A 20,795-nucleotide genomic window follows, 5' to 3' on the forward strand; every position below is an offset into this window, starting at 1 on the left:
CCGGCCCGCCGTCCGCCCGTCGACCACGGACCCGGCGCCCCCAAGCCCCCGTTGGCCTTCGTTAAGCTCCCGATCATGGACGATCGGGGGGCGGGATGCGGTGGCACGAGCTCGAAGGGGTGCCGGCGGGGCGGGAAGTGGTTCCGGGCCTGCTGCACGGACTGCTGGTACCGGGTCTGCGGCGCTCCGCCTGGGCGAAGCTGGAGGCGCTGCTCGGGTGGCGGTCCGACGACCCGCTGTTCATCGCGGTCACCCGGCGGCTGTTCGAGCTGCTCCCCCGGCTCGACAGGAACCGCCGGGCCCTGGTGCTCGGGTACCTGGCCCGCCGCGCCCACCTCATCTGCGAGCGCCCCGTCGGCGTGCACCGCCCGGCCTTCCTCGCCTTCACCGGCTCCGGGCACCACGTGCTCCCGCTGGTCGCGGACCGGTCGGCGCAGGTACGGGCGGGCGCGGCCTGGCTGCTGCGCGAGCTGCGCGGTGCGGATCCGGCGGTACTGCAGGCCCTGCGGCGGCAGGCCGCCGAGGAGCGCGACCCGGTGGCACTGGCCGCCCAACTGCTCGCCGTGGGAACACTGTCGGGGTCCGAGGGCTCCGGGGCGACCGTCGAGTGGGTGCGGCCCTGGCTGGACCACCGCAACACCCAGGTCGGGCTGGCGGCCGCGTGGGCCGTGCTGCTGGTGGCCGCTCCCGGCGGTGCGCGGGGTACGGGCCGCCGCCTCGCCGGGGTCTTCGCCGAGACCGGGGACGACTGCCTGCCGGACCTGCCGTGGGGGTACTACCGCTACTCACCGGTCGAGCACTGCACACGGCTGCTCTCGGCCCATCCCCTCGAAGGGGCGGCCCTGGTGGACGGCCTGTCCCGCCACCGGGACCCGGAGCTGCGCGCGCGGGCGGTGACGGTCGCCGGGAGCCAGCTGCGTTCCTGGCGGCGCCGCTCGGCGCACCTGTGGGAGACGGTCGCCGCCGGGCTGGACGACGAGGAGCGGATCGCGGGCAGGGCGCTCGAGGTGTTCGCGCGGGGCGGGACCGCGGCGGCCCCGTACGCGGACCGGCTCGTCCGCTTCGTCGAGGGGTTCGGGCTCACCCCCGCGAACCCGCACACCGACCTCGCGGTACGGGCCCTGGCCGGCCTGGGGGACGACCGGGCGAGGGTCTGGTACCGCGAACGCCTCGGGGAGCGCTGCCCGCGGGTCGAATCACTGCCCGAACGGTGGGCGGCGGATCTGCTCCCGGCCCTGCGGGACCGGCTCGCCGCCGATTCCGGGGCAGGCGCCATCCCCGCGGTGCTGGAGATCCTCACCCGGTGGGGCCCGGCCGCGGCGCCGGCCGTGCCCGAGCTGACCGGACTGCTGGAGTGCGGGCACGCCCGGCCGGCGGCCGAGGCCCTGGGACGGATCGGCCCGGCCGCCGCGCGGGCCGCCGACGCGCTCGCCGCCCTGGCCCGCGGCGACAGGACCCCGTATCCCCTCGGCCCGGCCGGCGGACGCCCTGCGAAACCGTGGCAGGGCGCGCAGACCGCGGCGTGGGCGCACTGGCGGGTCACCGGCGACCCGGAACTGGCGCTGCGGGTCTGCGGATCGGCGGCCCGGGCCGGGCTGAGCCGCCCGGTGCTGCGCTACCTCGCCGACCTCGGCCCGCTCGCCGCACCGTACGCCGACGCCGTGCGGCCCCTGCTCGACGGCCCGGGCGAGTGGACCCGGGTCGGCGCGGCCGAGGCCTGGTGGGGGATCACCGGCGACGCGGCCCCCGCCCTGGCGGCCCTGCTGCCGCAGCTGCGCCCGCTGGCCGGGTACGAGGCGCCCCCGGTGGTGCTGCGGACCGTACGGGCCCTCGGAACGATCGGCCGGCCCGCGGCGGCGGCCCTGCCCGCACTGCGCACGGTGGTCGGCTCTGAGCGCCGCTACGGCGCGGACATCCTCCGGGACGAGGACCTGTACCGGGCCGCGCGGGAGGCACTGGACCGCATCGAAGGCCCCCGGAAGGAGACGGCCTAACCCGCGTCGGCCGGCGGGCGCCGCTTGCGGGCCATCTTCCGGGCCACGAAGGTGCGCGGGAGGTGGCGGGCCGCGAGGGCGTACGCCTGGTAGCGGCGGCCGGTGATGCTCACCGGGCGGCGCCGGGCCAGGTCCTTCAGGGCCTGGGCCACCACCTCGTGCGGCTCCAGCCACACCGCGTCGCGCAGGGCGCTGACGTCCATCCCGGCACGCTCCTGGAACTCGGTGCGGGTGAACCCGGGCACCACGGCCAGCACGCGCACCCCGTACGGCTCCATGTCCACGCGCAGGGACTCGCTGAAGGCCGTGATCCAGGCCTTCGCGGCGCCGTAGGTCCCGGTCGGCAGCAGTCCGGCGACCGAGGAGACGTTGACGACCGCGCCCCGGCGGCGCGCGCGCAGGCCCGGGAGCACCGCGTGGGTGAGCCGGAGCGGGACCTTGACCAGCAGGTCGAGCATCCGTTCCTCGTCCTCGACGGGGCTGTACGGGAACGGCGCGGGCAGTCCGAAGCCGGCGTTGTTGACCAGGATGTCGACGGGCCGGGTGGGGTCGGCGAGCCGCTCCACGACGGTCCCCAGGCTGTCGGGGTCGAGCAGGTCGGCGGGCAACACCTCGCAGACGGTACCGAATTCCCGGCCGAGGTCCGCGGCGACGGCTTCGAGGCGGGCCTTGTCGCGGGCGACGAGGACGAGGTCGCAGCCCTTGGCGGCGAAGCCGCGGGCGAAGGCCGTGCCGAGTCCGGCGCTGGCTCCTGTGATCAGTACGGTGGCGGTCAAGGGAGTTCCATTTCCTGGCGGTCGAGCGATTCGTGCGGATACGGGTACGAGTACGGATGCGGGTGCGCCGCGTCGTGCCGGGGCGGCCGGGGTCTCACGGGGTGAAGCCGGTGGCGGCGGGCGAGGCGTAGGCCTGGGCGACCTCCACGAGGAAGCGGGCCTCGCCTTCCAGGTCTCCTCCCCCGCCCGAGGTCTGCAGGGCGGCGGGCAGCTCCAGCGCGTCACCCTCGCACCGCTGTTGCGGGGTCCCGGCCAGCTTCGCCTGCCGCGCCTCCTTCAGCACGCAGGCCAACGCGGCCGCGCTGCGCCGCGGTTCGGGTACCCCGCTGCCCGCGACGTGGCTGCGCGCGAGCTCCGGCACGCCCGGGGCCACGTACTCCCCCAGGATCAGGATGGCGTCGCGGGTCTCGATGACCTTGCGGTAGACGAGCAGGTTGCGCGGGACCGGCGGCCACAGCAGCTCCAGCAACCGTCCGGCGCGCGGCTCGTTGAGGGCGACGTGCGGGACGGCGTGGACCAGGTCGCGCCAGAGCGGCCACAGCCGCCAGGCGGTGGCGGTGTCGGCGGCCGTGCGGCGGAAGGTGAACAGGGTCGGGACGAGGATCGCGGCGGCGCGCAGCAGGCCGTGCGCGTTCATCAGCAGCGGGTTCACGGGCATCGCCCAGGTGAAGCCGAAGAGCGCCTTGAGCAGGTACACGAACCAGAACGCCCCGGCGAGCGCGGTACCGAGGCCGAAGAGCAGCAGTCCGGCGGCCAGGCCCCGGCTCTCGGTGCGGCGGCTGTAGCGCCAGCAGACGGACACGCAGACGCTGTTGGCGAGGAGGTGCGCGGAGATCAGCACCAGCCAGTAGGCGAGGGAGGGCACCGGATCGCCGGCCGGCGGGATGGTGTGCGTGCCGTGCCCGGGCGCGGCCGCGTCCAGGGCGACGAGGGCGGTCAGCCACAGGACCGTGCCGGCGCCGGAGGCGATCTGGAGCCGGCGGCCCCGGGTGGCGGCGGCCACGAAGTAGAGCACGGCGCCCGCGGAGAGGACGCCGATGAGGTTGCGGACCAGCCCGATGGTGTGGGCGTAGCCCGGGTCGCGGCTCATGGCGTAGGCGACGATGTCGGGCAGGTTCAGGGTCATCGCGGCCGCGGCGGTGGCGACGGCGAGCCACAGGCCCCGCTGGTGCGGGGCGCGCAGGGCGCCGGGTGCGCGGAGCAGGACGGCGAGCCAGAGGCCCACGACGCTGGGCACGGCGAGCGCGTCGCCGAAGGCGGTGAGATCAGCAGCCATGGCGGCCCGGCCCCCGACCCCGCCGCTCGTAGCCCATGGCGGACTCCAGCCGGGCGAGCGTGTCCCGGCCCGGGGCTCCGTGGCCGAGGTGCGGACCGCGCGATCCCGTACGGATGCGGATCATGCTGGCGAGCATTTCCGCCTCCCGCTCCTGGCGGGTGGTGTAGTTGGTGCGCCCGAGCACGGTGGGGACGTCTCCGCCCGCCTCTTCGGCCTCCAGGGAGTGGTGCCCGAAGAGGATGTGGCCGATCTCGTGGAGCACGATGTGCTCCCGGTGCAGCGGGGTGGTCTGGGCCTCGTAGAACACGTAGTCGACGCTGGCGGTGCCGACCCACAGCCCGCACACTCCGGACTCCGCCGCTTCCTTGGGGAGCGGGTGGAGCCGGATGGGGCGGCCCCGCTGCTCGGCTATCCGGTCGCACAGTCCGTCGAGGGAGAAGGGGTGTGGCAGTTCAAGACGGCTGAGAATCGACTCGCACCGTTTGCGCAGGCTGAGTTGCGGGTGGCGCATGTGTTCCCTCTTCGGACCCTTTCTCGGGCAGCGATGATAGGCGTGCGTGGGCAGGGGCATGACGTCCTTTGCCTTCAAGGCGACCTCGGGAGTGCGGTCCTGAGGGGAAACACGGAAGCCCGTTCGCCATTAAACGAACGGGCGTTCCGTCATGCCTACAGATCTTGCAGCGGAGTTGGCAAGGTATGTCCCCTTGTGAGGTGCCTATTCGGCCAATCCGTCACGCACTGCCACGAGTTGCTAGCGCTTGCGGCCGCCCCGCTCGTCGGGGCCGCTGAGACCGGCACGGCGCAGGGCGTCGGCCATCGCGCTGTTGGCGGGTGCCGGAGCGCCGCCGCCCTGACCGCCCTGGCGCTGGCCCTTGCCGCCGTCGCGCGAGCCGCCCCTGGCCGCGTCGCGCGAGCCGCCCTGCCCGCCGCCCTGTCCGCCGCGCTGCTGCGGGGGCTTGCCGCCGCCGCGCCGCTCACCGCGCTCGCCCCGCTCCTCGCGCTGCTTCGGCGCACCGCCGCCGGCGCCGCGCTCCGCCTCGTCCTCCAGCCGCAGTGTCAGCGAGATCCGCTTGCGCGGGATGTCCACGTCCATGACCTTGACGCGGACGACGTCACCCGGCTTGACCACGTCCCGCGGATCCTTGACGAAGGTCTTCGAGAGCGCGGAGACGTGCGCCAGCCCGTCCTGGTGGACTCCGATGTCGATGAAGGCGCCGAAGGCGGCCACGTTGGTGACCACGCCCTCCAGGATCATTCCGGGGGCCAGGTCGCCGAGCTTCTCGACGCCCTCCTTGAAGGTGGCCGTCTTGAACGCGGGACGCGGGTCCCGGCCCGGCTTCTCCAGCTCGCGCAGGATGTCGCTGACCGTCGGCAGGCCGAAGGCCTCGGTGACGAACTGCTCCGGCCGCAGCGAGCGCAGCACGCCGGTGTTGCCGATCAGGGCCGCCACCTCGCTGCCCGCCGTCTTGCCCATGGAGCGCACCACCGGGTACGCCTCGGGGTGCACGCTTGAGGAGTCCAGCGGGTCGTCCCCGCCGCGGATCCGCAGGAAGCCCGCGCACTGCTCGTACGCCTTCGGGCCGAGCCGCGCCACGTCCTTGAGGCCCTTGCGGTTGCGGAAGGGGCCGTTGGCGTCGCGGTGCGCGACGATGTTCTCGGCGAGTCCGCCGCTGATGCCCGACACCCGCGAGAGCAGCGGCGCGGAGGCGGTGTTGACGTCGACGCCGACGCCGTTCACACAGTCCTCGACCACGGCGTCGAGCGAGCGCGAGAGCTTCACCTCGGACAGGTCGTGCTGGTACTGGCCGACGCCGATCGACTTCGGGTCGATCTTCACCAGTTCGGCGAGCGGGTCCTGCAGACGGCGGGCGATGGAGACGGCGCCGCGCAGCGACACGTCCATGTCCGGGAGTTCCTGCGAGGCGAAGGCGGAGGCCGAGTACACGGAGGCGCCGGCCTCCGAGACCATCACCTTGGTGAGCTTCAGCTCGGGGTGGCGGGTGATGAGGTCCGCGGCGAGCTTGTCGGTCTCGCGGGAGGCCGTGCCGTTGCCGATGGCGACGAGCTCGACCTCGTGCTCCTTCGCCAGGCGGGCGAGCTTGGCGAGCGCGTCGTCCCACTTGTTCGCGGGCACGTGCGGGTAGATCACCTCGGTGGCCACGACCTTGCCGGTGGCGTCCACGACGGCGACCTTCACGCCCGTGCGGAAGCCCGGGTCCAGGCCGAGCGTCGCCCGGGTGCCGGCGGGCGCGGCGAGCAGCAGGTCGCGCAGGTTGGACGCGAAGACCCGTACCGCCTCGTCCTCGGCGGCGGCGCGCAGCCGGGTGCGCAGGTCGATGCCGAGGTGCACCTGGATCTTCGTGCGCCAGGCCCAGCGGACGGTGTCGGCGAGCCACTTGTCGGCGGGGCGGCCGCGGTCGTTGATGCCGAAACGGCGGGCGACCATGCCCTCGTACGTGGACGGCCCGGGCGTCGCCGTGTCTTCGCGGTCCTCCGGCTCCAGGGTGAGGTCGAGCACGTCCTCCTTCTCGCCGCGGAGCATGGCGAGCACGCGGTGCGAGGGCAGTGCGGTGAAGGGCTCGGTGAAGTCGAAGTAGTCGGCGAACTTGGCGCCCGCCTCCTCCTTGCCCTCGCGGACCTTCGCGGCGAGCCGGCCGCGGCCCCACATGCGCTCGCGCAGTTCGCCGATGAGGTCGGCGTCCTCGCCGAACTTCTCGGTGAGGATGGAGCGGGCCCCCTCCAGGGCGGCGGCCGGATCGGCGACGCCCTTGTCGGCGTCCACGAACGCGGCGGCCCGGGCGGCCGGTTCCACCGAGGGGTCGGCCAGCAGGCCGTCGGCGAGCGGCTCCAGGCCGGCCTCGCGGGCGATCTGGGCCTTGGTGCGGCGCTTGGTCTTGAAGGGGAGGTAGATGTCCTCCAGCCGGGCCTTGGTGTCGGCCGCGTTGATGCGGGCCTCCAGCTCGGCGTCGAGCTTGCCCTGCTCCCGTACGGCGGTGAGGATCGCCGCGCGCCGGTCCTCCAGCTCGCGCAGGTAGCGCAGCCGTTCCTCCAGGGTGCGCAGCTGGGTGTCGTCGAGCATCTCGGTCGCTTCCTTGCGGTAGCGAGCGATGAACGGCACGGTCGAGCCGCCGTCGAGCAGCTCGACGGCGGACTTGACCTGCCGCTCCCGTACGCCGAGCTCCTCGGCGATCCTGCCTTCGATGGACATGGTCACTGTGCGGTCCCGCCTGCCTTCGTACGTGTACGTGATGCTGCTGCGTGCTGCGTGCTGCGTCGGAAGGCTGCCAATTGTGGCAGGTGGCGGCGCCTGACGTCGGGAGCCCGGACCGGCCCGGGTCTCAGGCCTTGCCGAGGAGGTCCCGGGGGAAGGCCCCGGCGGCGAAGGCCTGCATGGTGAAGCCGCCGCCGATCTCCGCGAGCCGGGCGAGTCCGGCGGCTCCGAGGTGCTCGTACGGAGCCTCGTCCAGGCGGTCGGTCTCCGTCTCCAGCGCTTCGCGCAGGGCCGCGCCCTCGCTGGTGAGCCCGCCCTCGGCGTCGAGCAGGCCGCGGTCGCGCAGCCGGCCGGTGGCCGCGTCCAGGTCGGACTGGTTCCAGCCGCGGATGGACTTGAGGTACTTCGGGGTCATCCCGCGACCGGTGGCCGTGTGGCTGACCAGGGCCTCGACCGGGTCCAGGCCTACGGTGAGCAGGGCGACGAGGTGGCCGTCCCCGCGGTGCTCGCGCAGGAGGGTGGTGGCGTGCCACAGCTTGAGGTGCGGCTCCTCGGGTACGGGGAGGTCCGCGTGGGCCGAGTACAGCGTGCGGGCGTGCCGGGTGCAGGCCTCGGTCGCGCGCATCGCCAGCTCGGCGGCTTCGGCGACCTCGGGGGACTCGATGGTCTCGGGGCCGAGGAGGCGGCGCAGCGTGGTGTCGGCGGCCCGCAGCCGGGCGGCGAGTACCTGCTCGGGGGTCGCGGTCTCCCAGACGGCCGGCAGGTGCCGGGCGACCAGGTCGTGGCGGTAGTTGTAGAAGGTGGCCGTCACGGTGCCCGGGCCGACCGCGCCCATGGCGGCGGACCGGGAGGAGAGGTTGACGGCGGCCCAGTCGGTGATCCCGAGGGCGGAGAACTCCTTGCCGAGGTCGGGCGAGAAGTAGACGGTGGAGTGCAGCGGGTTGATCGCTCCGTGCCAACAGCGGCGGGCGGCGTGCTCGGGAAGGGTCATGCCGGGCAGGCTAACGACTGCTTGGTATGCAGAGAAGAGCGGGGCTCCTGCGGACCGGTAGTGGGAGGGCGCCTTCCGGCCGTGTACCCGGCGGCCCGCCCGGCGGCACACTCTGCGGCCCGCCCGGCGGCACACCCTGCCGCGTGCCCGGCGGCACACCCTGCCGCGTGCCCGGCCGCGCATCCGGCCCGGACCCCGGACCGGCGCCCTGCGGTCCCGTGGCGGACGGCGCGGCCGAGCGCCTCGGCACGCAGGGCGGGGAAAACATCCGGCCGGAAAACGGAAGTCCCCCTCTTCCGCACCGTCTGCGGGAGAGGGGGGCCGGTTGCCGGTGTCGCGGCGCCGGTGTTACTTCAGCTCTGCACCGGTGGCGACGACCACACCGTAGAGCTCGGTGACCGTGGCGAGGGCCGCCTGGTGGATCTGCTGCGCCGTCAGGGCGCCCGCCGGGCTCTCCAGCGCTCGCGTGGCCGAGGCGTCGGCGACGACGGTCGGGGCGTAGCCGCGCAGGAAGGCGCCCTCGGTGGTGAAGAGGGTGCACATGTTGGTCATGAACCCGGCGATGATCAGGTTCTTGCGGCCGGTGGCCTCGATGATCCCGTGGAGATCGGTGTTGTGGAAGCCGTTGGGCACGGACTTGGTGACGACCGCTTCGTTGCCCTGGGGGGCGACGGACGCGTGGATGGTGCCCGGCTCGGTGTCGATGCCGTAGCCGCCGTCACGGATGTGGACGACGGGGGTGCCGGCCTCGCGGGCCCGGGCGAGGAGCTGCGCGGCGGAGGCCAGCGCGGGCTCCCAGCCGTCCAGTTCCATGACGCCGCCGGTGTAGGTGTTCTGGTAGTCGACCAGGACGAGGACCGCGTTCTCGAAGGTCGCGGGGGTCTCGTCGAAGCCGTTGAGCTGACGCAGGGTGGTGGTAGCCATAGGAATGCCGTTCTCAAGAGGGTGGGGTGGCGGCCGGCGTGCGGGGCCACGACGGCAACGCTAGGACCCGGGGAACGCGGCGGCAATGACGGCTGAATTGCAGATACGGACATCGATCGGTGCAGGCCAGGGGCCGGCCGCGAGATTTCCGGCGCCGCCCGGTCCGGTACGGGCGTTTTTCAGACGCATGGCGATCGTGTGACAGCAGGGGCCATGGACATGACGTGGGGTCCCGGGCGTGAATACGGTCGAACGGAAGCCACTCCCCTACCAATTGGAGTTCAAGGTGCACCGCAAAGTCATCGCCCCGAGCGTGCTCGCCGCTTCCCTCCTGCTGGTGATCCCGGCGTCGGCGGCGAGTTCGGGTCCGGGCGCCCCGGGTATCGGCGATCCCTATTACCCGGCCAGCGGCAACGGCGGGTACGAGGTCTCCCATTACGACCTGCGCCTGCAGTACCAGCCGAAGACCGACCTGCTGGAGGGCACCGCCACCCTCCTCACCACCGCGAAGCAGGACCTGTCCCGCTTCAACCTGGACTTCGGCCTGGACGTCAGCGAGATCCGGGTCAACGGCGTCAAGGCGAAGTTCGCCAAGTCCGGCACCCAGGAGCTGGAGATCACCCCGGCCACCCCGCTCCAGCGCGGCCGCCAGTCGAGCGTGGTCGTCAAATACGCGGGCAAGCCTTCGGAGTTCAAGGTCGACGGCTGGTCGGCCTGGCAGCGCACGCCGGACGGCGGCATCGCCGCGCAGGAGCCCGATTCGGCGGTCTGGTGGTTCCCGAGCAACGACCACCCGCTCGACAAGGCCACCTTCGACGTCTCGGTGAACGTGCCCGACGGCACCCAGGCCATCAGCAACGGCGTGCTGCAGTCGCAGAGTTCGCGGCTGGGCTGGACCCGCTACAACTGGCGCTCGAACAAGCCGCAGGCCACGTACCTCGCCACCCTGGCGATCGGCAAGTTCGACATCACCACCGACAAGACCTCGAGCGGGCTGCCGATCCTGAACGCCTACAGCCAGGACCTCGGTGACAACGCGGGCGCGGCGCGGGCGAGCGTGGAGCGCACCGGAGAGGTCGCGGAGTGGCTGGAGGGGGTCTTCGGCCCGTATCCCTTCAACGCGCTGGGCGGCTACGTCCCGAACGTGCCCAGCAGCTTCGCCCTGGAGACGCAGACCCGGCCGTTCTACAGCCCCAAGCAGTTCGCGAACGGCGCGAACGTCTCGGTGGTCGTGCACGAGCTGGCCCACCAGTGGTACGGCGACAGCGTGTCCGTCGACGGCTGGAAGGACATCTGGGTCAACGAGGGCTTCGCCCGCTACAGCCAGTGGCTGTGGTCGGAGAAGGAGGGCGAGGGCACCGCGCAGGAGCTCGCCGACTGGGCGTACCAGCTGCGCACCGCGGAGGACCCGTTCTGGCAGGTGAAGCCGGGCGACCCGGGCCCGGAGAACCAGTTCCACGGGGCCGTCTACGACCGGGGCGCGATCGCCATCCAGGCGCTGCGCAACAAGGTCGGCGACGAGAAGTTCTTCCAGATCCTCAAGGGCTGGCCGACCGAGCGCGCCTACGGCAACGCCAAGGTCGGTGACTTCGTCCGCTACGCGGAGAAGGTCTCCAACCAGCCGCTGGCGCAGCTCTTCGAGACCTGGCTCTACACCCCGGGCAAGCCGGCCCTCTCGGCCCTGAACCCGGCGGCCAAGGCCCCGGGCGCCCGCACGCTCCAGGCCCCGGCGGCGAAGCCGGCGGCGGAGCCGAAGTCCTGGAAGAAGATCGCGGCGACGGACTCGGTCCACGAGGGCCACTGATCCACGGCCGCACGGACACGGCGGCGCCGAGCGGGCCGCACCGTGCAGGCCGCACCGAGCCGGGACCGTACGGAACCAGGGCCGTACGGTCCCTTCGCGCGCCGGTACCCCTCAGGGGGTCCCGGCGCGCCGGCGTGCCCGGGCCGCCCGGGCGATCGGGAGGTAGCGCAGGCGCTCCGGCAGGAGTGGTACGAGGATGCGTACGGCCGTGCTGAAACGGCGCAGGCGGCGCTCCTGGGACGGGGTCCACTCCAGGCCTATGGCGGCGCGGGCCTCGGGCGGCATGTAGCCGACGCTGACGAAGGCCCGGAAGTGCAGGAAGGCGGCCCGCGCCACCGGCCAGGCCAGGCGCAGCAGGATCCGGACGGCCAGTGGGCCGCCCTCGGGGCGGGGCAGCGGCGTGTCGGTGGCGACGAGCTCGCGGGCGACCGCGGTGGACTCGATCTCCTCGGCCAGCATCCGGTGGTAGTAGGGCCAGTACTCCTCGATGCTCCGGGGCATGTCCCGGTCGTGGAGACCGAGGATGCGGCCCACCTGGAGCCACTCGCGGTAGAGCTGGCGCTCCTGGGCGGGCGTGAAGCGGCGCAGCAGGTAGCGCCCGGCGTAGAGGTAGACCGGGAAGCCGGTGGCGTGCACCCAGGCGTAGCAGGCCGGGTCGAGGGAGTGGTAGCGGCGCCCCCGGGTGTCCGTGCCCTGTATCTCCTTGTGCAGCCGGCGCACCCGGCGCCCCTCGGCCGCGGCGTCCGCTCCGCCGTACACCCACAGCTGGACGGAGCGCAGGGAGCGCTCGCCGCGGCCCCAGGGGTCGGTGCGGAAGACGGAGTACTCGTCGACGCCGGCCCCGATCGCGGGGTGCGCGACCTGCATGGTGAAGGCGGCGGGCAGCATGAGCAGCCCGCGGACGTCTCCGGCGATGGTCCAGAGCACTCCACCGGCCGGCGGGGGCTCGGGGTCGGCCCGGCCGCCGCCCGTGCGCCGCGCCGCGGGGTCCGCCGGCTGCGCCGGGTGCTCCGTCGTGCTCATGAGTGCGCCCCCAGGGTGTGGACCTCGCCGTTCTCCCAGTATGACGGTGGTCCCGAGCCTTCCGCCGGGACCCCCTGACGGTGCATCCTGCGGCGATGGACCTGTCCCCTTCGGCCTGGCTGGAGGCCTCGGCCCCCACCCTGCTCGCGATCGCGGCCGTCACGCTGGCCTGCGTCACCGCGGTCGCCCTCGCGGTCTTCGCCCTGCTGCGCTTCGTCCTGCGGCGCCGCAGGCTCCGCGACGGTGCCTGCGCCGCCCCCGAGCAGGGCGGTCTCTCCGGCTTCACCTGGACCTCCACGACGGACTGACCAGCTCCGTTTTTCTGCCGCCCCCACGTTGTCGTGGTCCGGACAGAAAGTCGTGTCATGGGTGTTACCCAGAGGTAACCGTGGCTGCTTGGATGGCGGGGCCGATCTTCCCCCACAGGAACGAGGGAGACCTCCATGCCCCACCTCCAGCCCCGCAAGGCCAGGGCCGCCGCCGCGGTCGTCGCCGCGATCGCCGTCGGTTCGCTCGCCGCGACCACGGCTCCGGCCGCCACCGCCGCGGAGAACGCCGCCGCGCCGCGGCTCAGCGTTCTGACGTACAACACGTTCCTGATGAGCAAGAACCTCTACCCGAACTGGGGCCAGGACATCCGGGCGACGGAGATCCCCAAGGCCTCCTTCTTCCAGGGCCACGACGTGGTCGTGCTCCAGGAGGCCTTCGACAACGGCGCCTCGGACGCGCTGAAGTCCAACGCCTCGGCGCAGTACCCGTACCAGACCCCCGTCGTGGGCCGCAGCAAGAGCGGCTGGGACGCGACGGGCGGCGCCTACTCCTCCACCACCCCGGAGGACGGCGGCGTCACGATCCTCAGCAAGTGGCCGGTCCTGCGCAAGGAACAGGTCGTCTACAAGGACGCCTGCGGCGCCGACTGGTGGTCCAACAAGGGCTTCGCCTACGTCGTGCTGAACGTGAACGGGACCAAGGTCCACGTGGTCGGCACCCACGCCCAGTCCACCGACCCGGGCTGCAGTGCGGGCGAGGCGGCGCAGATGCGCTCCCGCCAGTTCCGGAACATCGACGCGTTCCTGGACGGCAAGAACATCCCCGCGAACGAACAGGTCATCGTGGCGGGCGACATGAACGTCGACTCGCGGACCCCCGAGCTCGCCTCCATGCTGGCCGATGCCGACCTGGCGCCGTCCGACACCCGCACGGGGCACCCGTACTCCTTCGACACCGCGCTGAACTCGATCGCGAACTACCGCTACCCGACCGACCCGCGCGAGGACCTGGACTACGTCCTCTACCGCAAGGGCAACGCGCGCCCCGCGAACTGGGACAACAACGTGGTGAAGGAGCAGTCCGCGCCCTGGACCGTCTCCAGCTGGGGCACCTCGTACACCTACACCAACCTCTCCGACCACTACCCGCTGATCGGCCGCTGACCGGCCGCTGACCGGTCTCCGACCGACCGCCGACCGACCCCTGACCGGTCACCGACCGGTCGCCGCGGGTGCCCGCCGTGATCCGGCGGGCACCCGCGGCCCGGGGGCCGCCGCCGCTAGCCGGCCGCCTTCGCGCGCTCCCACTCGCTCGCGTAGTCCTGGAAGATCTCCCGCAGGTGGTGGCCGATCTTCAGGTAGTCCAGGTCGTCGAGGTTGGCCAGCGAGACGCGCACCGACCACTGCGGGCCGTCGAAGCCGCCGCCGTTGAGCAGGACCACCGAGGTCTGCTCGGCGAGGCGGAACAACGGGTCGACGGGCTCGTAGTTCTTCTCCAGGAAGTCCGCGAAGTCCTTTCCGTGGACCCGCTCCGCCTCGGCCAGCAGATCGAGTTCGATGTAGTACGCGGCCCGCTTGTCGTCCTCGGAGATCTTCATCTGGGCGCCCTCCAGCAGCAGGTCGAGCCTGCGGTGGACGATCTGGCGGATGCGCTCCTTGTACGCCTGCCCCTCCTCCAGCATGTCGAAGAGCGAGAAGAGCGTCATCATCGTCTGCTGCGGCAGCGACAGGCCTGCCGTGTGGTTGAGGGCCACGGACCGGGAGTCCGCGACGAGCCGGTCGATGAAGCGGATCTTCTCCGGCTCCAGGCTGAGCGTGCCGTACCGCTTGGCGAGCCGGTCCTTCCGGTCCCGGGGGAATTCGGCGATCATCCGGTCGATGACGTTGTCGTCGTGCAGGCCGATCACTCCGAGCCGCCAGCCGGTGCAGCCGTAGTGCTTGGAGTACGAGTACACGAGCAGGGTGTTGCGGGGCAGATCGGCGGCGATCGAGCGGAAGCCCGGCACGAAGGTGCCGTACACGTCGTCCGTGACGATCAGCAGGTTCGGGTTGCTGGTGGCGACGATGTCCTTGATCTGGTCCGCCACCCGGTCGCTCAGGGCGAGCGAGGGCGGGTTGCTCGGGTTGACCAGGCAGACGAGCTTCACGGAGGGGTCGGCCAGCTTGGCGACCTCCTCCTCCGGATAGCGCCACTGCCGCACCCCGGTCTCCGCGAACAGGCTCGCGGAGACGTTGACCACCTCGAACTCGAACGTGTCGAGCTCGGGGATCTCGATGTACGGGGTGAACACCGGGGTCATCAGGGCGATCTTGTCGCCCTTCTCCAGGATCCCGTTCTTCATCAGCGAGTCGAAGATGTAGCACATGGCGGCCGTGCCGCCCTCGGTGGCGAACAGCGACAGGTTGTTGCCCTGCGGCGGCTTCTTGTCGAACATCTCGTCGGCGACGTAGCCGCGCACGATCTGCTCCGCGTGCTTCAGCATCCGGTCCGGTACCGGGTAGTTGTCGCCGGTGACGGCGTCGGTCAGCTCGTGCACGAAGGCGTCCTTGTCGAACGGCCAGCGCGAGAGGGCGTACTGGACGCAGGCGGACAGCATCTCCACGCCCGGCAGGTCGGGGTGGCGACGGGCCCAGGAATCGAACCGCTCCCCGATGCCCTTCCTCTCCGGCATTCCGCCGAGGTTGTCGGCGGTCCACACCCGCCGGGACTCCTCCAGCGCGAAGAAGCCCAGCGCGTAGAAGGCCTCGCGCGGCCCGGTGGCGATCCAGTTGGGGTTCCCGCGGCCCGCGTTGAGCATGGCGCGCGCGGTGGTGTCCTTCTGGCCCGGCTTGTCGGCCTGGGCGGCGGTGGCGAGCTGGATGAACTTGTCCTTCAGCTCGAACGGGCTGAGCTGCGCGAAGGACTGGATCTCCTCGCGGCTGAAAGTGGTCTCCGGCACGGTGGTTCGTTCCTTTGCGTCGGGGGGACTGTCGGTCGGTCGGGGGACGTTCAGTGGTTGAGGAGGACGATGACGGCGCCCCAGATGGTCAGCAGCACGTTGCTGATGGCGTAGGGGATCGTGTAACCGAGCGTCGGCACCTGCGATTTGGACGCTTCGTTGACCGCCCCGATCGCCGCCGTGGTGGTCTGGCCGCCGGCCAGTACGCCCATCAGGATCGGGAAGCGGATCTTCTGGACGTGATGGCCCACGAGGAAGCCGACCAGCAGCGGGATCAGCGTGATGACCGCGCCCCAGAGGAGCAGCCCCCAGCCCGCGGTGGCGAGCCCGCTGGTGAAGCTCGGCCCGGCGTTGAGGCCGACGACCGCGACGAAGAGGCACAGCCCGAGGGTGTCCATGAACCACTGGGCACCGGGCGGGACGTTGCCGTACGTCGGGTACCTGCCCCGGATCCAGCCGAAGACGAGGCCCATGATGAGCGCGCCGCCCGAGGTGGACAGCGAGATCGGGACCCCGCCCGCGGTGAGCGCCGGGATCCCGAGGCAGCCGCCGAGGAAGATGCCGAGGCCCACCCAGATCATGTCGGTGGCGAAGCTGGTCGGGACCGGCTTGCCGATGGCCTTGCCCGCCGGGTCCACCAGCCGCTTGGGACCGGAGAGGATCAGGGTGTCGCCGCGCTCCAGCGGGGTGGAGAGCCGGTAGGGGAACTCCGTGCCGGAGCGGAAGAGTTTGTCGATGTAGACCCCGACCATGAAGGGCTCGGCGCGCAGTTCCTCGATGGTCTTTCCCAGCTGCGCCTTCTCCGAGGCGACCACGTGCAGGTTCTCGGTCTGGTAGCCGAGGAGTTCGACGTCGTCGGTCTCGGGGCCGATGTGCGTGCGGGCGTCGAACTCGACCAGGGATCCGCGCAGGGCGCTGACGGCGACCACGTCGCCCTCGGCCAGTGTGGTCCGCTGGGTGTGGTCGATGATCTTCCCGTCCCGCCGGATCCGGGTGAGGTAGATGCGGTGGCCCAGCGCCTTTTGCTGATTCTCGAAGTCGTCGATGGTCCGCCCGACGAGATCGGGCCGCTGGATGGTGTACGCCCGCAGGACGATCTCGTAGTACCCCTCGCGCAGGTCGGGGTTGTCGGCGGGCGCGTCGAGCTCCTGGGCGAGTTCGGCGCTCTCGGCGGCCAGGTTGCGGCGGTAGAGCCTGGGCAGCACGTTGGCGAGGAGCATCGCGCACAGGATGGTGCCGAGCGGGTAGGTGACCGCGTACCCGACCGCGACGAGGTTCTGCTGCTCGGTGACCTGGTCCGGGCTGAGCCCGGGCAGGTTGCCGATCGCGTCCTGTGCGACGCCGATGACGGCGGACTGGGTGAGCGCGCCGCCGAGCAGGCCGGCGCTGAGCCCCGGGCCGTAGCCGAGCATCACGGCGAAGCCCCAGGAGACGAGCAGGCCGGTGACGCAGACGATCACGGCGTTGAGGACCTGCGGCAGGCCGTCCTTCTTCAGGCCGCGGAAGAACTGCGGGCCCACCTTGTAGCCGAGGGCGAAGAGGAACATCGTGAAGAAGAGGTTCTTCACGGTCCCGTCGATGGTGATCTTGAACTGGGCCCCGAAGACCAGACCCACGATGAGACAGCCCGTGACGGCGCCCAGGCCGATGGCCTTCCAGCGGAGCTTCCCGACGAGGAAGCCGAAGGCTACGGTGATGAAGACCAGCAGTTCGGGATGGGGCTTGAAGATGTTCCGGCTGAGGAAGTCGATCATGCGGAAACCCGTCCTGATGGGGGGCAGGGGAGGCAGGGGCGGGGTCAGGCCCCGAGGATCCCGACGAGGATCGGCCCGGTGAGGGGGAGCAGGAAGTTGGAGAGGGCGTAGGTGATCGTGTAGCCCAGCATCGGCACCGAGCTCTGGGCCACCTGCGTCACCGAGGTGATGGCGGGCGTGGAGCACTGCTGTCCGGCGATGGCGCCGATCAGCAGCGGCTTCTCGATCTTCAGGAGCTTGCGCCCGACGGCCAGCGAGAGCGTGGCCGGTACGAGGACCATGGCCATCCCGGCGAACGGCAGCAGGGCCCCGTACTCCTTGAGCAGCGGCCAGGCCTGCGGGCCCGAGGTCAGCCCGGTGCAGGCGATGAAGACCGCGAGCCCCATGTCCTTGATGGTGGTGGCGGCTTGCGGCGGGAACGCGCCGAAGGTCTGCCGGCGGGAGCGGAACCACCCGAAGAGCAGACCGGAGACCAGGCAGCCGCCGCCGGTGCCGAGCGAGAGCGGGACCCCGCCGAGGCGGACCACGAGCTGGCCGATGAGCGAGCCGAGCGCGATGCCGAGGCCGAGGTAGATGAAGTCGGTGGCGTCGTTCCTGGCGACCGTGCCGATCTTCGCGACGATCCGGTCCAGGCCCGCGCGGGCGCCCACGAGGGTGACGACGTCGCCGCGCTGGACGACGGTCTCCGGGGTGGCGGGCAGGTGCTGTTCCCCGCGGAGCACGTCGGTCACGTAGACCCCGCTGCGGGCGAAGTCCGGATACCCGGCGCGGATCTCGTCCAGCGTCTTCCCGGCGACCACCGGATCGGTCATCGCGACCTGGCTGGTGGCGAGCGGGGTGTCCACACCGGGGATGCCGGGGGTCTCGGGGCCGATGGCCCGGCCCGCCGCGATGGCGTCGGAGCGCCGGCCGACGACGAGGACCAGGTCGGAGAGGGTGAGTTCGAGGTCCGGGGTGGGGGTGAGGTTCCTGGAGCCGCGCCTGACGGCCTCCACGGTGACCCCGCCGCCGAAGGCGGATTCCAGGTCCCCGACGGTGCGGCCGTCGGCGAGCGTGACCAGGTGGGTCCGCCCGACCAGGCCGGGCAGCGCCTCGCGCTCATCGCTCTCCAGGGCGCCGCCGCCACCCCCGCGCATCTTCTCCCACAGCGCGCGGGAGGCGTCCCGCAGGTTGATCCGGAGCATCATCGGCATGATCTGGCTGGTGTAGATGACGATGGTGACCAGGCCGAAGAGGTAGCAGACGGTGTACGCGGTGGCCACGTGGCCCTGGTACGTGGAGATCTGGTCCGCGGTCAGGTCCGGGAGCTTGCCGATGGCCTCGGTGGCGGTGCCGACGACGGCGGATTCGGTGGCCGCGCCGGCCAGGATGCCCGATGCGGTGCCGACGTCGAGGTCGAAGGCCTTGGCGAGCAGGTAGGCGAGGCCGAGCACGCTGACGAGCTCGATGAGGCAGAGCGCGAAGAAGCGCATGCTCTTGCGGTTGAGATTGGCGAAGAACTGCGGTCCGGCCATGTAGCCGAGGGCGAAGATGAAGAGCGCGAAGAAGATCGTCTTCACATCGGCGTCGATCTCGATCTCGGCCCAGGCGCCGAGCAACAGCGAGACGATCAGCGTGCCGCAGATGCCGCCGAGGGTGATCGGGCCGACGCGCAGTTTGCCGACGAGGTGGCCGACGGCGAGGCAGAGGAACAGGGCGAGTTCGGGATGGTCACGCAGCACACCCATGTGCGGCTCAGCCCACCGTTCCGGGCGAGGGGACGAATGCGACGCATATGTACATCCCCTCACCCTGTCCCGGTGAGCGCCCTGCCGCTCACCGGGACAGGGCCGTCCGGGTGACGCTCCCCTACGGGGCCTCGTGCGCTTCCGGGTCCGAGGCCCCGTGCGGCTCCTCGTACGACTCCGCGTACAGCCCCTCGATCAGTTCCCCGTACTTCTCCCGGACCACCCGGCGGCGCAGCTTCAGCGAGGGGGTCAGCTCCCCGGTCTCCGGGCCCCATTCCCCGGTCAGCAGCCGGTAGCGCTTGATCTGCTCGGTGCGGTTGAGCCGTGCGTTGGCGGCGCCGACGGCGCGGGCGATCTCTTCCCGCACGGCCGGGTGCGCGGCGAGTTCGGCGGGCGTGCGGGCCGCGATCCCGTGGGCCTCGGCCCAGGCCGGGGCCAGTTCGGGGTCCAGCACGAGGAGGGCGACGAGGTAGGAGCGGCCGTCGCCGTGCACCAGCGCCTGCCCGATCAGCGGGTGCTCCTTGACGGTGTTCTCCACCAGGGCCGGAGAAACGTTCTTGCCGTTCGAGGTGATGATCAGTTCCTTCTTGCGGTCGGTCAGCCACAGGAACCCGTCCCCGTCGACGCGCCCGATGTCCCCGGTCGGGAACCAGCCCTGGCCGTCGGAGGCGCTCTCCACCGACCCGTCCGCCCTCAGGTAGCCGCCGAAGACCGTCTCCCCGCGCGTGAAGATCTCCCCGTCCGCGCCGATCCGCAGCTCCAGCCCCTCGATCGGACGGCCGACCGAGCCCAGCCGGAAACCGTCCGGACTGTTGACCGTGCACACGCCGGAGGTCTCGGTCAGCCCCCACGCGTCCATGATGGTGATCCCCCAGCCGGCCCAGAAGCGGACCACGTCGATCGGCATCGGCGCCGTGGCGCTGGCCGTCCACACCAGCCGGTCCATCCCGGCCAGCGTCAGCAAGGGGTCCAGCACCTGCTCCTTGGCCCGGCCGTACGAGGCTTCGAGCTCCGCCGGGACCTCCTCCCCCCGCTCCCGGTGGCCCGCGCGGTCCCGCGCCAGGCCGTTCGCCGCCTCGATGGCGCGCTGCTGCTCCTGCGGGAGCCGCCCGAGCACCGCCCGTACGGAGGCGGCCAGCTTCTCCCACACCCGGGGCACCCCGAAGAACTGCACAGGGCGCAGCTCGCGCACGGCGGCGGACACGGCGGCCGGGTCGGCGCACAGCCGGACGTGGGCGGCCCGCAGGAGGGGGAGGTAGATGCCGAGGATCCGCTCCGCTATGTGCGCGAAGGGCAGGTAGCAGATGTGCTCGGCGTGCTCGGGCAGCTCGATGTGCCGGTCCAGCCGCAGGGACTGGAGCAGGATGTTGCGGTGGGTCAGGCGGACGCCCTTGGGGTCTCCGGTGGTGCCCGAGGTGTAGACGACGGTCAGCGGGTCCCCGGGCCGCGACTCCCGCCAGGCCTTCTCGAAGGCCTCGGCGCGGTGCAGGTGGACACCGCCGGCGTACAGGGAGGCGTAGGTGGAGTGCGGGCCCGCTTCGGCGGCCTCGGCCACGACGAGCCGTTCCAGCGGGATCCCGGGATCGGCCAGCAGCGGCTCCCACCGGGCCAGTTCCCGGGCTCCCTCGACGACGGCGAGCCGGGCCCGGCTGTGCCGGGCGATGTGGGCGATCTGCTCGGGCGCGGAGGTCCCGTACACGGTGACGGGCACGGCGCCGAGATGGACGAGGGCGAGGTCGGTGAGCCAGTGCTCGGGGCGGTTGCCCATCATCAGCAGGACGTGCTCGCCGCGCTCGACGCCCGCGGCGGCGTAGCCGGCGGCGAGGACGGCCACCCTGCGGCGGACGTCCGACCAGCTGAGGGTGGACCAGCCTTCGCCCTCGCGCCACGAGAGGGCGGGAAGATCACCGTGCTCGGCGGCGTTGCGTGCCAGCAGGGCGGGCAGGGTGAGCTCGTCGGGAGATGCGGGCAGTCGGAGTTTCGTGGTCATGGCAGCTCCTGGCCGTTTCACATCGTTGGTGCGACAGCAATACTGTTGAACACGAGCTGTGTCGATCGAAACAGTGCTGATTCAAGACGTGCTGATCAGTGAGCGAGGCGGAGAGCA

The 20,795-nt window shown here is 71.9% G+C and carries 15 protein-coding genes; 4 read left to right on the plus strand and 11 right to left on the minus strand.

Translation table 11 applies throughout. The features are described 5' to 3' along the window. Positions 1-95: 95 nt before the first annotated feature. On the plus strand, positions 96-1,994 hold the full coding sequence (locus OG904_RS02950; protein WP_405487043.1) for a hypothetical protein: 1,899 nt from the start codon (positions 96-98) through the stop codon (positions 1,992-1,994). Here the strand turns inward: OG904_RS02950 and OG904_RS02955 are convergent. The 6 genes from OG904_RS02955 to OG904_RS02980 all read right to left on the minus strand — a co-directional run bounded on the left by OG904_RS02955 (position 1,991) and on the right by OG904_RS02980 (position 9,172). Next, positions 1,991-2,770, minus strand: coding sequence for an SDR family NAD(P)-dependent oxidoreductase (locus OG904_RS02955; RefSeq protein WP_405487045.1), 780 nt, complete (start codon positions 2,768-2,770; stop codon positions 1,991-1,993). The genes OG904_RS02950 and OG904_RS02955 overlap by 4 nt on opposite strands. Before the next feature lie 94 nt (positions 2,771-2,864). Next, positions 2,865-4,046 (minus strand): MAB_1171c family putative transporter, encoded by a 1,182-nt coding sequence (locus OG904_RS02960; RefSeq protein ID WP_405487047.1) that lies wholly within the window; start codon positions 4,044-4,046, stop codon positions 2,865-2,867. Next, on the minus strand, positions 4,036-4,557 hold the full coding sequence (locus OG904_RS02965; protein ID WP_405487049.1) for a hypothetical protein: 522 nt from the start codon (positions 4,555-4,557) through the stop codon (positions 4,036-4,038). Before OG904_RS02965 ends, OG904_RS02960 begins: the two co-directional genes overlap by 11 nt. Positions 4,558-4,797: 240 nt before the next feature. Further along, positions 4,798-7,260 carry a Tex family protein gene (locus tag OG904_RS02970; protein WP_405487051.1) on the minus strand — a complete coding sequence of 821 codons (2,463 nt, stop codon included), beginning with the start codon at positions 7,258-7,260 and terminating at the stop codon, positions 4,798-4,800. Positions 7,261-7,384: 124 nt separating this feature from the next. Continuing rightward, the gene (locus tag OG904_RS02975) at positions 7,385-8,248 is read right to left on the minus strand and encodes an SCO6745 family protein (protein WP_405487053.1); all 864 of its coding nucleotides are present in this window, start codon (positions 8,246-8,248) and stop codon (positions 7,385-7,387) included. Between the two features lie 348 nt (positions 8,249-8,596). Beyond that, entirely contained in the window at positions 8,597-9,172 is a 576-nt protein-coding gene (locus OG904_RS02980; RefSeq protein WP_405487055.1) for an isochorismatase family protein, read from the minus strand. A gap of 286 nt (positions 9,173-9,458) precedes the next feature. On the opposite strand from OG904_RS02980, the gene OG904_RS02985 reads away from it, so the two are divergent. Continuing rightward, positions 9,459-10,976 (plus strand): M1 family metallopeptidase, encoded by a 1,518-nt coding sequence (locus OG904_RS02985; protein ID WP_405487057.1) that lies wholly within the window; start codon positions 9,459-9,461, stop codon positions 10,974-10,976. Between the two features lie 111 nt (positions 10,977-11,087). Here OG904_RS02985 and OG904_RS02990 read toward each other — a convergent pair whose 3' ends face one another. Further along, positions 11,088-11,999, minus strand: a complete 912-nt coding sequence (locus OG904_RS02990) for an oxygenase MpaB family protein (RefSeq protein ID WP_405487059.1) — start codon at positions 11,997-11,999, stop codon at positions 11,088-11,090. Positions 12,000-12,094: 95 nt separating this feature from the next. Between OG904_RS02990 and OG904_RS02995 the strand changes: the two genes are divergently transcribed. Together OG904_RS02995 and sph are read left to right on the plus strand one after the other, a co-directional pair. Continuing rightward, positions 12,095-12,307 (plus strand): hypothetical protein, encoded by a 213-nt coding sequence (locus OG904_RS02995; protein WP_405487061.1) that lies wholly within the window; start codon positions 12,095-12,097, stop codon positions 12,305-12,307. A 135-nt stretch (positions 12,308-12,442) separates the two neighbouring features. Next, on the plus strand, positions 12,443-13,432 hold the full coding sequence (gene sph, locus OG904_RS03000; RefSeq protein ID WP_405487063.1) for a sphingomyelin phosphodiesterase: 990 nt from the start codon (positions 12,443-12,445) through the stop codon (positions 13,430-13,432). A 116-nt stretch (positions 13,433-13,548) separates the two neighbouring features. On the opposite strand, the gene OG904_RS03005 is transcribed toward sph, so the two are convergent. From OG904_RS03005 to OG904_RS03020, 4 genes are all read right to left on the minus strand, one after another. Beyond that, positions 13,549-15,207 carry a bifunctional aspartate transaminase/aspartate 4-decarboxylase gene (locus OG904_RS03005; protein WP_405487065.1) on the minus strand — a complete coding sequence of 553 codons (1,659 nt, stop codon included), beginning with the start codon at positions 15,205-15,207 and terminating at the stop codon, positions 13,549-13,551. A 50-nt stretch (positions 15,208-15,257) separates the two neighbouring features. After that, on the minus strand, positions 15,258-16,961 hold the full coding sequence (gene aspT, locus OG904_RS03010) for an aspartate-alanine antiporter (protein ID WP_405487067.1): 1,704 nt from the start codon (positions 16,959-16,961) through the stop codon (positions 15,258-15,260). Positions 16,962-17,005: 44 nt separating this feature from the next. Then, complete coding sequence (gene aspT, locus OG904_RS03015; RefSeq protein ID WP_405487069.1) at positions 17,006-18,688, minus strand: aspartate-alanine antiporter; 1,683 nt, start codon at positions 18,686-18,688, stop codon at positions 17,006-17,008. Positions 18,689-18,809: 121 nt separating this feature from the next. Further along, positions 18,810-20,678 carry an AMP-dependent synthetase/ligase gene (locus tag OG904_RS03020; RefSeq protein ID WP_405487071.1) on the minus strand — a complete coding sequence of 623 codons (1,869 nt, stop codon included), beginning with the start codon at positions 20,676-20,678 and terminating at the stop codon, positions 18,810-18,812. Between the last annotated feature and the right edge of the window lie 117 nt (positions 20,679-20,795).

Origin of the sequence: Streptomyces sp. NBC_00096, from assembly GCF_045041305.1 — a bacterium.
In the GTDB taxonomy this organism is placed as follows: domain Bacteria; phylum Actinomycetota; class Actinomycetes; order Streptomycetales; family Streptomycetaceae; genus Streptomyces.

Coding starts and splice junctions, on each gene's coding strand:
- OG904_RS02950 (WP_405487043.1), top strand. CDS start 96: ATGCGGTGGCACGAGCTCGAAGGGGTGCCGGCGGGGCGGGAAGTGGTT.
- OG904_RS02980 (WP_405487055.1), bottom strand. CDS start 9,172: ATGGCTACCACCACCCTGCGTCAGCTCAACGGCTTCGACGAGACCCCC.
- OG904_RS02975 (WP_405487053.1), bottom strand. CDS start 8,248: ATGACCCTTCCCGAGCACGCCGCCCGCCGCTGTTGGCACGGAGCGATC.
- OG904_RS02995 (WP_405487061.1), top strand. CDS start 12,095: ATGGACCTGTCCCCTTCGGCCTGGCTGGAGGCCTCGGCCCCCACCCTG.
- OG904_RS02990 (WP_405487059.1), bottom strand. CDS start 11,999: ATGAGCACGACGGAGCACCCGGCGCAGCCGGCGGACCCCGCGGCGCGG.
- OG904_RS02960 (WP_405487047.1), bottom strand. CDS start 4,046: ATGGCTGCTGATCTCACCGCCTTCGGCGACGCGCTCGCCGTGCCCAGC.
- aspT (WP_405487069.1), bottom strand. CDS start 18,688: ATGGGTGTGCTGCGTGACCATCCCGAACTCGCCCTGTTCCTCTGCCTC.
- sph (WP_405487063.1), top strand. CDS start 12,443: ATGCCCCACCTCCAGCCCCGCAAGGCCAGGGCCGCCGCCGCGGTCGTC.
- OG904_RS03020 (WP_405487071.1), bottom strand. CDS start 20,678: ATGACCACGAAACTCCGACTGCCCGCATCTCCCGACGAGCTCACCCTG.
- OG904_RS02965 (WP_405487049.1), bottom strand. CDS start 4,557: ATGCGCCACCCGCAACTCAGCCTGCGCAAACGGTGCGAGTCGATTCTC.
- aspT (WP_405487067.1), bottom strand. CDS start 16,961: ATGATCGACTTCCTCAGCCGGAACATCTTCAAGCCCCATCCCGAACTG.